The sequence below is a fragment of the Salidesulfovibrio brasiliensis JCM 12178 genome (assembly GCF_001311825.1).
Lineage (GTDB): Bacteria > Desulfobacterota > Desulfovibrionia > Desulfovibrionales > Desulfovibrionaceae > Pseudodesulfovibrio > Pseudodesulfovibrio brasiliensis.
The window spans coordinates 1-11179 of the sequence record NZ_BBCB01000090.1 but is presented as its reverse complement, the minus strand read 5'-3'; the positions used below and the strand labels follow the sequence as shown (position 1 = coordinate 11179).

Sequence of the window (11179 nt, the reverse complement as noted above, 5' to 3'; positions counted from 1 at the left end):
CGATGTAACGGTGGCTTTCTTGCTCGCCTTCGGCGGGAGGGACGGGAAGCGGAACCCGTTTCGTTGTGGGTTTCGGCCCGCTAACCGGTCATTTTGTTTGCGCTCGAAGCCATGAAAAAGGGCCTGCCGTGTCGCTGATTCAGCGACACGGCAGGCCCGAAAAAATGCGGTGGATGAGCTCGCTAGGAGGGCATGCACCACTCCTTTACCTTGGCCGCGATCTTGGGCAGCGCGGCTTCCACCTCCGGACTCATGGTTTCGTCGAGTTCTTCGGGAATGTAGCCCGTCTGGACCACGACAATCTTGACGTCGATGCCGGTGTTTTCCTTGAGGTCCTTGAGCAGGTTCACGGTGGGGAACATGTGCAGCGAGAAGTCGTTGACCTTTTTGGGGTCCATGCCTTCGATGCTGATCTCCCAGAATTCACCCGGCTCACGGCCCTGCTCCTCGGTGGTCGCGTCGATCACGATCACCCGTTCGGGCGGGGTGGGGGCCACGATGAGGTCGAAAAGGATTGTGCGGATCGAGGTTCCGACGTCCAGCAGGCCGACGTCCTCGGGTATCTCATCGTCTTTTTCGAGCAGTTCAACCACTTTCGGCCCGGCGGCATCGTCCCCGATGAGGACGTTGCCGCAACCGAACACCACCACGCGCGAAGTAAACATCTTTGACCAGTCCATGCCGTATCTCACAGATCATGTGGCAATTGCCACGTTAACAGGAATAACAATCAGTTGGCAGTAAAGAGCAAGAAGAAAATGGCCGGAAACGACAGAGGGGGCCGACGAATCGGCCCCCTCGTCTTCAGGCGAGAGTGTCGCCTTTACTTCTTGAAGGTGTCAAGGACATTGCCCTGAGCGTCCACGATCTTGAGTTCCATGGCCATACCGCCATCCAGGCGGTGGGTAGCGCAGGACATTCACGGGTCGTAGGCGCGAACCGCCATCTCGATGAGGTTCATGACCTCTTCGTCGTAGTTGCCGTCCTTGATGACGGCCTTGGCGGCCTGCTTGATGGACAGGTTCATGCCGGCGTTGTTGTGGGTGGTGCCCACAATCAGGTTGGCCTTTTCGACCATGCCGTCGCTGTCCGTCTTATAGTGGTGGATCAGGGTGCCGCGCGGGGCTTCCACGCAGCCGACGCCTTCTCCGGCCTGCGGCTTGATGCCTTCGGCGCGGATTTCGCGTCCCGTGATCTTGGGATCGTTCAGCAGGTCTTCGGCGCGTTCGCAGCACTGCACCAGCTCGATGAGGCGAGCCCAGTGGTAGAGCAGGGTGAGGTGTGCGGGGCGGCCGAATTCCTTGCGGAAGATTTCCAGCTCTTCCTGCGCGAGCGGCGTCTTCATCTGGTCGCAGACGTTGATGCGCGCGAGGCAGTTGGAGCGGTAGACACCGACCGGATCGTTTTCGTCCAGTTTGATGCCGCCGGCCTTCTTGATGTACGGGAACTTCAAGTAGGACCAGTCTTCCACGTGTTCGGCGATGTAATCCTGATAGTCCGCATAGTCGAACTGATCATATTCGCCGTCCATGTCCATCAGGCGCAGCTGGCCGTCAAACAGCTCGAGCGAGCCGTCGCCGTCTACGGTTCCGATGTAGCCGGAGGGGAAGACGCCGAGGGTCTTCACGGCTTCCAGATACTTCGGGAACACGTTTTCGCGTGCGAACTTGATGGTGAACAGGCAGAAGTCCTTCGCTTCCTTGACGACTTCCAGCAGTTCCTTGCGCTCGTCTTCCAGCAGCGGCTTGGAGAAGCCGCCGACCACGGCTGCGATCGGGTGGATGACCTTTCCGGCAAACTTTTCGAGTGCCATCTGGGTCTTGTAGCGCATGTGCACGACCTGCTTTGCGAGGTCCGGCACAGCACCTACCACGCCGACCACGTTGCGGACCGAATAGTCCGCACCGGGTCCCAGGACGAAGTCCGGGGCGGCCAGGAAGTAGAAGTGAAGGATCTTGTCCGGAATGTATGCCAGCATCTGGCAGAGTTCGCGGAGTTTCTTGCCTGTTTCGGGAACTTCCGCACCGAGGCAGAGGTCGGCGGCCTTGTTGGACGCCAGATGGTGCTGCCACGGGCAGATGCCGCAGATGCGGTTGACGATGCGGGAGACCTCTTCAACGGGTCTGCCCACAACGAACTTTTCGAATCCCCGCAAGGACATGACCAGCATCCGGGCGTCGGCAACGTTGCCGCTGTCGTCGAGCATGATCTCGAACCCGGCGTGTCCTTCGATGCGGGTAATGGGAGCGACTCTCAGCGTTTTGCTCATCACTTCCTCCTGTTAACCCAGTTTTTTCAGAACGCCGTGGCCGCCGTTGAAACGGCAGAGGTAGCCACGGCGGTCCGGCATGCGGGCCGGATCATAGCCCACGGTTGCCAGTGCGCCGACGTAGTCCACGAGAGGGATACGGTCGTCGCGGACAGGGCCGTAACAGCCGCGGCAGGGCACACGGGCGCTGATGCAGCGCGGTGCTTCGCCGGACATGCCCGAGCAGCCGGCCTTGGTGACCGGGCCGAGGCACATGAAGCCCTGTTCCAGGAGGCAGCGCATGTCGCTGATGGGTTTTTCCGGATCGTAGTCCGGAGTCTCCAGCATGCGCTTGATGTCGCCGATGCCTTTCTTGCGTTCCCGGATAGTGGGACAGGTGTCGCACACGGATTTTTCCGGCAGTTCCAGCACGTTCTTCTCGTCGAGAAGGGAGAGGATCGCAGCGGCGATCCAGTCCGGGTGCGGGGGGCAGCCGGGGAGCTTGAGGTCCACCTTGACGTGTTCGTCAAGGGCGGAGCACTTCTCAAGCATGTCCGGGATGTGGTTGTTCTTCACGTCGGGGTCCGGACCGTCGACCGTGGTCGGGGACTCGCGGTACACGAAGTCGCGGATCTCGTCGTTGGAGTACATGTTGGCCAGTGCGGGGATGCCGCCGTCGGTGGCGCAGGTGCCGAGCGCGATCAGAATCTGCACGCGTTCGCGCATCTTCTTGAGCACTTCGAGGTGCTCTTCGTTCTTCACACCGCCGGAGACGATGCCGACAACCGCTTCAGGGATGTCGAGCTCGGTGCCTTCACCGGTCTGGCCGTAGTATTTCTTGTCGATCAGGACGGGAATGTGCACGAACTCCAGCGAGGGGAGCAGGTCCACGAGCACGTCGCCGATATTGAGTATGGCTATTTCGCAGCCGGAGCAGGAGTTGAGCCATTCTTCAGCAATTTTGACCATTGCGTGTCCTCCTTAGGCTGCAGCCTTTTTGTTCTTTGCGGGGTTGGGGCCCAACTTCTTGATCTTCTCGGTGAAGTTGGTGACCACTTCCGCAAAACGGGGAGCTTCCGCAGAGGAGACCCACTCGATGGCGAACCGTTCTGGTTCGATGCCGAGGTCTTCCAGCAGCAGTTCGGTTGCTCCAGCCCTTGCCAATGCTTTGTTATTACCATCCAGGTAATGACACTCACCGAGGTGTCAGCCCATGACGATGACGCCGTCGGCGCCTTCCTTCAGGGCGTCCACCACGAGGTCCGGGTGGACCATGCCGGAGCACATTACACGCACGGCGCGCATGTTCGGGGGATATTTCAACCTGGACACACCGGCCAGGTCGCCACCGGCATATGCGCACCAGTTGCACAGGAAGCCGATGATAGTCGGTTCGAAGTCAGCCATGATTCAACTCCTTCGATTACAGTCCTGCCAAGGCGGAGGTGACCTGCGCCTTGAGCTGGTCCATGGTGAAGCCGTTCACCTCCACGCCGCCCTTCGGGCAGGTGGCCATGCACACGCCGCAACCCTTGCACAGAGCCTTGTCGGTAACGATCCTGCGGTGTTCCTTGCCCTTGTCCTCGTAGCTTTCGAGGCTGATGGCATTGTAGGGGCAGGTATCGACGCACAGGGCGCAACCGTCGCAGAGTTCCGTGACTTCGCTCTTGATGGAATCAAGGGGAAGTTCGGTGCGGGCGAGGATGACGCCGGCGCGGCTGGTGGCCGCCTGTGCCTGACCGATGGCTTCGTCCAGGGGTTTGGGGTAGTGGCAGAGGCCGGCAACGAACAGGCCGTCGACAGACAGGTCCACGGGACGGAGCTTCGGGTGAGCCTCGGTGAGGAACCCGTCGTCGCCGGTGGCGCACTTGTACAGTTCGACCAGTTCCTTGGTCTCGTTGGGCACGATGGCCGTGGCGAGAACGAGGTAGTCGGCTTTGATGTCCAGTTCGCGTCCGCCAAGCATGGGATCGGCAACCTTGACGGAAACCGAATCGCCGGATGCGCTCACCTGCGGTTTGGCGTCGAGCGTGTACTTCACGAAGATCACGCCGAGCTGGCGGGCCTTGGTGTACAGGTCTTCGCGCAGGCCGTAGGTGCGGATGTCGCGATTGAGGACGAACACGCTCATCTCGGGCTTCTGCTCCTTGAGGCGAATGGCGCTTTCCACGGTGTGGGTACAGCAGACGCGGCTGCAGTACGGGCGCTCTTCGTTGCGGGAGCCGACGCACTGGATGAATACGACGGAATCGGCGCTGGAGGTGGCACCGGAATCGAGCATCTTGTCGAATTCCAGATGCGTCTTCACGCGATCGGATTCGCCGTAGGCGTATTCGTTGGGCTTGTATTCCTTGCCGCCGGTGGCGACCACGGCAACGCCGTATTTCACGGCCTTGGTCTCGCCGTCCACGTCCACCTCGCTCACGAAGTTGCCGACGGAACCGACGGCGGTCTTGAGCATGGCTTTCTTGAGGATGGTGATCTTGTCGTGGTTTTCAACCTTGGCGACCAGTTTTTCCACTTCGGGCTTGATCTCTTCGCCGCGCCATGTCTTGGACAGGGCCCAGGCGTTGCCGCCGAGCATGTCGCTCTTTTCGAGCAGCACGACGTCGTAGCCCATGTCGGCAATACCGAGTGCGGAGGTCATGCCGGACATGCCGCCGCCGACAACCATTGCCTTCTGCGTGACGTCGACGGACATCTTGCTGAGCGGCTGGAGCAGGGCGGCCTTGGCCACGGCCATGCGGACCTGATCCTTGGCCTTCTCGGTGGCCTTTTCAGGATTGTCCTGATGGACCCAGCTGTTCTGGTTGCGGATGTTGGCCATTTCAACGAGGTATTCGTTGAGTCCGGCTTCTTTCAGGGTTTCCTTGAACAGCGGTTCGTGGGTGCGCGGCGTACACGCGGCGACCACGATGCGGTTCAGGTTGTTTTCCTTGATCTTGGCGGCGATCAGGTCCTGCGTGTCCGTGGAGCAGGTGAAGAGGTTGTTCTCCACGAGCGTCACGCCGGGCAGGGACGAGGCGTATTCGGAAACCGCCTTGACGTCCACGGTGCCGGCGATGTTGGTGCCGCAGGAGCAGACGAACACGCCGATGCGCGCTTCTTCGCCAGCGATGTCGCGTTCTTCGGGCCAGACCTTGTCCTGAGTCATGCTGCCGCGTGATTCCGCGAGCATGACCGCGGCGTTGGCAGCGGCCGAAGAGGCGTCGGTGACGGCCTGCGGGATGTCCATGGGAGCGTTGAACGCGCCGGAGGAGAACACACCCGCCTTGGTGGTGGACACGGGCTCGAAGCTCGTGGCTTCCACGAAGCCGTACTTGTTCAGTTCAAAGCCGACGGTCTGGGAGAGCTGCTGGGCGTCCTTGGGAGCCTGCAGGCCGATGGAGAGGACCACGAGGTCGTAGACTTCTTCCACCATGTTGCCGGACTTGTCGGCGTACTGAATGATGGCGCCGTTGCCGTCGGGGCCGGGCAGAATCGTGTGCGGGCGTGCCTGCACGAAGTTGATGCCGCCCTTCTTGGCGCTCTCGTAGTACTTGTCGAACTCCTTGCCGTGGCTGCGGATGTCCATGTACAGGATCGTCTGATCGATGTCGCCGGTGGTATGCTCGGCGGTGATCACGGACTGCTTGATGGCGTACATGCAGCAGACGCTGGAGCAGAAGCCGTTGCCGCAGCGGTTGATGTCACGCGAACCCACGCACTGCAGCCATGCGATCTTGCGGGGCTCCTTGCCGTCGGAAGGACGGACAAGGTGGCCGGCGCAGGGACCGGAGGCGGAGAGCAGGCGCTCGTATTCGAGCGACGTCACCACGTCGGGCGTCTTCTTATAGTAGGTGTAGTCGAGATCGACCGGGTCAAACGCCTTGAAGCCCGGGGTGAGGATGACGGAACCGACGTTCACGTCAAGGATCTCTTCCTTGTCATCGAACTTGATGGCTTGAGTGGGGCAGATCTGTTCACAGGCGCCACACTTGCCTTTTTGGATCATGATACAGTTTTCCCCGTCCAGAGCGTACTTCAGCGGTACGGACTGGCCGTAGGGGATGTAGGCGGCCTTTCTCTTGGAAAGCCCGGCCTGGTATTCATCATCCACTTTCTTGGGACATTTCGCGGCACACTCGCCACACGCGATACATTTTTCCATGTCCACGTAGCGGGGGGCCTTTTTCACCGTCACGGTGAAATTGCCTTCTTCGCCGGAAACGTTCTGAACCTCTGCCAGAGTATGCAACTCAATATTCAAGTGCCGACCGCACTCAACCAACTTGGGCGAGACTATTCACATCGCGCAGTCGTTGGTCGGGAAGGTCTTGTCCAGCTGCGCCATGACGCCGCCGATACCAGCACTCTTCTCGATGAGATGCACATAATAACCGGAGTCGGCCAAATCGAGAGCCGTCTGAATACCGGCGATACCGCCGCCGACGACCATGACCGATCCAAGTTTATTTGCAGACATTGAGTCCTCCTTGGAATCTCGTTCCATTCAGTTCCGCTACAGTCCGACTTCCTTCAGGTCGTCGCCCAGGTATTCACGCTCGTTTTCACCAAGGATACCGAGGGAGAGACAGATGAGCGTCCACAGGTGGACGGTCTGATACTTGGCCTCGAAATGGTGTGCGAGATCATGAATCTGGGAATGGCAGTTGTGGCAGGGCGCGATGCAGTAATCCGCTTTGGTGGCGAGAATCTGATCGAGCTTGCGCTTGCCGTAGTAGTGACGAGCTTCGGGGAATCCGCTTTGCAGGAATCCGCCACCACCGCCGCAGCAGTAGTTGTTGGACTTGTTCGGATGCATGTCGATGAAGTTTTCCTTACCGACAACCTGCTCCACGACAAAACGGAGGTCTTCCGCCACGGGATCGCCCAGGGATTTCCTGACAAGCTGGCAGGGGTCCTGAACGGTGAATTTGACTCCCAGTTCCTTGTTCCAGTCGGAATTGACCGGGAGCTTTCCTTCACGAATCCACTGCGCGTAGTAGCTGATGATGGATTCGAGCTTGAAGGGGACATCGATGCCGAATTTTTGCAGTCCGGCCCGGACTGCGTAGAATTCGTGGCCTCACTCAGTGTTGAGCCAGCTCTTAATCCCCAAGTCTTCGACCGCTTTCATCTTGTTACGGACGACCTGTTCCCAGTCATCGTCCTCGGCTGCGAACATGCAGTAGTTTTCAGCGGCCCAGCCGACGGTACCGTAAGTCCAGTCCGCGCCGACGTAGTTGAGAATCTTCCAGAGAGGAACCATTTCATCCGGCTCGGTGACCGGTTCACGCGAGTTCTGGTTCAGGAAGAACTCGGCGCCCTTCTTGTTGACGGGGGCAACCAGATTCTTGCAGGACTCCTGCTCCTCGCAGACTTCTTCCAGAATGTCTTCGACGACAAACTTGAAGTCTTCGGAGCTGGCGCCCATTGCGCTGTTGCCTTCGGTGCGAATGGCCTGATCGCAGGAACCGATGATGCCTTTCGGCTTGTCTTCGCGCTTCCAGGTCTTGCGGGCCTGATACACCAATTGCGGGATGTTGATCTGCATGGGGCAGGCGTAGATACACCGTTGACACATGGTGCACATCCAGACCCAATCAGTCTTCAGAATTTCCTCATCCAATCCAAGCATGGCCATACGCAGGAATTTCCTGGGATCCATGTCTTCCAGACCCGTTGCCGGGCAGCCGGAAGAACAGAGACCGCACGTAAGGCACATGTTGAGGTTTCCGCCTTCCGGCAGAAGCTCCATGACCTTGTCCTTGAACGCGGACTTGACTCCGCCTTCAAGAACGATTGCGGGTTCGCCCATACTCCTCACCTCGTTGTTAAGGGTTTCCCACTTTCAATAAACGAACGGGATCCGTCCGAGACGCCCCCACGGGAAAAGGAGGCGATTCATCCGGAATACCAGTCTCTTGGGGCTTCACTCCACTGAAGCACCCCTGAGATGGATACACCTTCATACTCAAAAAACCCAAATCCGTAAATAGCCCGGGCATAGAAAAATGCTATGGTGACAACCCCTTGAACTCGTCTATGCACTCCCATAAGCCGGGGCAATGGCTTGAGAAGACGACGGAGACCGAGTTTTTGCCCCCGACCTCTCGCCCGGCTCGAAGAAGCCGGTTCGGGGCTCTTTTCCAAGCAAAAAAGGCCCGCCTGAGCGGACCTTTTGATGGCACCCGAATGACCGGAAGTTTTCACACTTATCCGGTCAACTTTTTCCAATCGGCAAGGAAGGAGGCCAGCCCCTTGTCCGTGAGCGGGTGGGCCGCAAGCTGCTTGATGACGCTGTAGGGGACGGTGATGACGTCCGCGCCGAGGGCCGCGCTGTCAAGAACATGTCCGGCATGGCGAACGCTTGCCACGAGAATGTTTGTGCGGAAACCGTAGTTGTCGAAGATGGTCCTGATCTGGGAAACGACTTCCATGCCGTTCTGGCCGATGGCGTCGAGGCGGCCCACGAAGGGGCTGACGTAGGTTGCGCCCGCCTTGGCGGCCAACAGGGCCTGCATGGCCGAAAAGACGAGGGTCACGTTGGTCTTGATGCCGCGGGCGGTCAGTTCCTTGGTGGCCACCAGTCCTTCCTCTATCATGGGAATCTTGACCACGACGTTGCTGCCGAAGTTCACCAGCTCTTCGGCCTCGGCCACCATCTCTTTGGCCGTGGTTCCCACCACTTCGAGGCTCACAGGCCCGTCCACAAGGTCGCATATCTTCTTTGCCTGAGCCTGCCAGTCGCCGCCCTCCCGCGAGAGCAGGGTGGGATTGGTGGTCACTCCGTCGATGAGACCGAGTTTTCGCGCGGCGGCGATTTCGTCGATATTTGCCGTATCAAGGTAGAATTCCATGGATGGCCTCCGGTTGACGTCATTACTGCGGGCCGTCACGGCAACGGTCCCAGTTTGAACCATGCCATGAATCGACAGAAAAAAACAAGGATGGGCGCACATGTGCCCGAGGCCGCGAAGTGTTGAACACAGCATGATATCGTCACTTTACCGTTACAGTATAATCATGGTTGCAAGGCAATCGAGTCGGTATATGGGTCGGATCAAAAAGCATGGGAGGCGCTAATGAAATTCTATTCGAGCATCGGGTTCCGGTTGAACCTGATCATCGTCATACTGTTGCTGCTGACCTGCGCGGTCATTACCGGCATCAACAACTACGTGGCTCGCCAGAGCCTTGAAACCCAGCTTGAACAGGACATGCTGCCCGCCAAGCTGGAAACCATCATCGGCGTGATGGAAGAAAAGCTGCTTGTCCCTGCCGCCGGGCTCGGCGTGGCCGTGGACGACCCTTTCTTCCGTGAATGGGTTGAAAACGGCGAAGACCCGGCAAAGGAAGACACGCTTTTTGTTTTCCTGCGCCGTATCTCCGATCAGTTCGGCACGCTGGGTTGCAACTTCGTCTCGAACCTTACAAAGAAGTATTACGATTTCGCGGACGGAAACAGAAACGTCCGAACCCTCGGCCCTCAGGACGGATGGTTCGGCGCGTTCGGCAATGCCAATCAGGACGTGGGCATCAACGTCTACGTGGATGACCCGGATTTCGGTTCCAAGGCGTTCATCAACCGCCGCATCGACCGCAACGGCGAGTACCTCGGTATAATATCCACCGCCATCGAACTCGGAGAGTTCATCGACACCGTGACCTCCATGGTCATCGGCGAGAAGGGCGAGACCTTCATGGTGGACAAGAAGGGCACTTTCCGGTTGCATGACGACAAGGGCCTCATCAACAACAAGCGCATCAGCGAGATGGAAGGCTATGCCGAGAACGCCGCCACCATGCTGAACGCCGATCATCACTCCTTTCAGTACACCGATTCCAAAGGCGAGAGCTGGTTCGTCATGTCCCGGTTCGTGCCGGAACTTGGCTGGTATCTCGTGACAAAGGCCAACAAGGCCGAACTGCTCGCCGAGATTACCGACGCCCTGTACGTTACCATCGGGGTGGCCGTGCTGCTCCTTCTGGCGGGCATGGCCGTGGCATACTTCTTCGTGGGCACGCTCACCCGCGCACTGAACGTCTGCGTGGGCTACGCGGAAAAGATCGCCCATGGCGACCTCAACGTGCGTGCGGAAACCGGCCGCAAGGACGAACTCGGTCGGTTGCAGGCAGCCATGGCCCGCATGGTCGCCAAGCTGCGCGAGGTCGTGTCTGCGGTGCAGGACTCTTCGGCCGATGTGGCGGACAGGAGCGAGGAGCTTTCCGACTCCTCCAACACTCTTTCCGAGGGTGCCACCCAGCAGGCGGCGTCCGTGGAAGAGGTCTCGGCCTCAATGGAGGAAATGTCCTCGAACATCCAGCACAACGCGGAAAACGCCAGCCAGACCGAAAAGGTCGCGGTGCGCGCTGCCGAGGACATAGCCGAAGGGGCCGAAGCCGTTGGCGAGGCTGTCGGGGCCATGGAGAGCATTGCCGAGCGCATTACCATCATCGAGGAGATAGCGCGGCAGACCAATCTGCTGGCTCTTAACGCCGCCATTGAAGCGGCCCGTGCCGGAGAACACGGCAAGGGTTTCGCCGTGGTCGCCGCCGAGGTCCGCAAGCTGGCGGAACGTTCCGGCAACGCGGCGGGCGAGATCGTGGAACTCTCCACAACCAGCACCGCAACGGCCAAACGCGCTCGGGAGATGCTTGATCGCACCGTGCCGGAAATCCGCAAGACCGCCGAACTGGTGCAGGAAATCTCCACCGCCAGCGGCGAGCAGAGCTCCGGTGCCGAGCAGGTCAACAAGGCCGTGCAGGAACTGGACAAGGTTATCCAGCACACCGCCTCCTCGTCCGAGCAGATCGCGGCAACGTCCCAGACCCTGCTTGCCAAGCGCATGATCTGGGCGACGTCATCGCCTTCTTCAGCGTGGACGGCCACGGCGGTCGGCGCGGGGCCCGGCCCGCACCCAAGCTGACGGCTTCCCGAAAGGCCGC

8 protein-coding genes are annotated in these 11179 nt (G+C 59.4%); 1 reads left to right on the top strand and 7 read right to left on the bottom strand.

Going from position 1 to position 11179, the window contains the following annotated elements:
* Window positions 1-182: 182 nt before the first annotated feature.
* The 7 genes from JCM12178_RS15080 to fsa form a co-directional block, all read right to left on the bottom strand.
* A complete protein-coding gene (locus JCM12178_RS15080) occupies window positions 183-680 on the bottom strand; it encodes a hydrogenase maturation protease (RefSeq protein ID WP_054652566.1) in 498 nt (165 codons plus the stop codon).
* A 143-nt stretch (window positions 681-823) separates the two neighbouring features.
* Complete coding sequence (locus JCM12178_RS15075) at window positions 824-2269, bottom strand: Ni/Fe hydrogenase subunit alpha (RefSeq protein ID WP_083465975.1); 1446 nt, start codon at window positions 2267-2269, stop codon at window positions 824-826.
* 12 nt (window positions 2270-2281) lie between these two features.
* Window positions 2282-3217 (bottom strand): NADH-quinone oxidoreductase subunit B family protein, encoded by a 936-nt coding sequence (locus tag JCM12178_RS15070; protein WP_054652562.1) that lies wholly within the window; start codon window positions 3215-3217, stop codon window positions 2282-2284.
* Between the two features lie 12 nt (window positions 3218-3229).
* Complete coding sequence (locus JCM12178_RS18990) at window positions 3230-3655, bottom strand: hydrogenase iron-sulfur subunit (protein ID WP_218185656.1); 426 nt, start codon at window positions 3653-3655, stop codon at window positions 3230-3232.
* A gap of 16 nt (window positions 3656-3671) precedes the next feature.
* Entirely contained in the window at window positions 3672-6713 is a 3042-nt protein-coding gene (locus JCM12178_RS15060; protein WP_157054946.1) for an FAD-dependent oxidoreductase, read from the bottom strand.
* Between the two features lie 36 nt (window positions 6714-6749).
* Window positions 6750-8048 carry a (Fe-S)-binding protein gene (locus JCM12178_RS17955; RefSeq protein WP_083465972.1) on the bottom strand — a complete coding sequence of 433 codons (1299 nt, stop codon included), beginning with the start codon at window positions 8046-8048 and terminating at the stop codon, window positions 6750-6752.
* Between the two features lie 397 nt (window positions 8049-8445).
* Window positions 8446-9090: a fructose-6-phosphate aldolase gene (fsa, locus tag JCM12178_RS15040; protein ID WP_054652556.1), complete on the bottom strand. Its 645-nt coding sequence runs from the start codon at window positions 9088-9090 to the stop codon at window positions 8446-8448.
* A gap of 225 nt (window positions 9091-9315) precedes the next feature.
* Between fsa and JCM12178_RS15035 the strand changes: the two genes are divergently transcribed.
* The gene (locus tag JCM12178_RS15035; protein ID WP_054652554.1) at window positions 9316-11160 is read left to right on the top strand and encodes a methyl-accepting chemotaxis protein; all 1845 of its coding nucleotides are present in this window, start codon (window positions 9316-9318) and stop codon (window positions 11158-11160) included.
* Window positions 11161-11179: the final 19 nt, after the last annotated feature.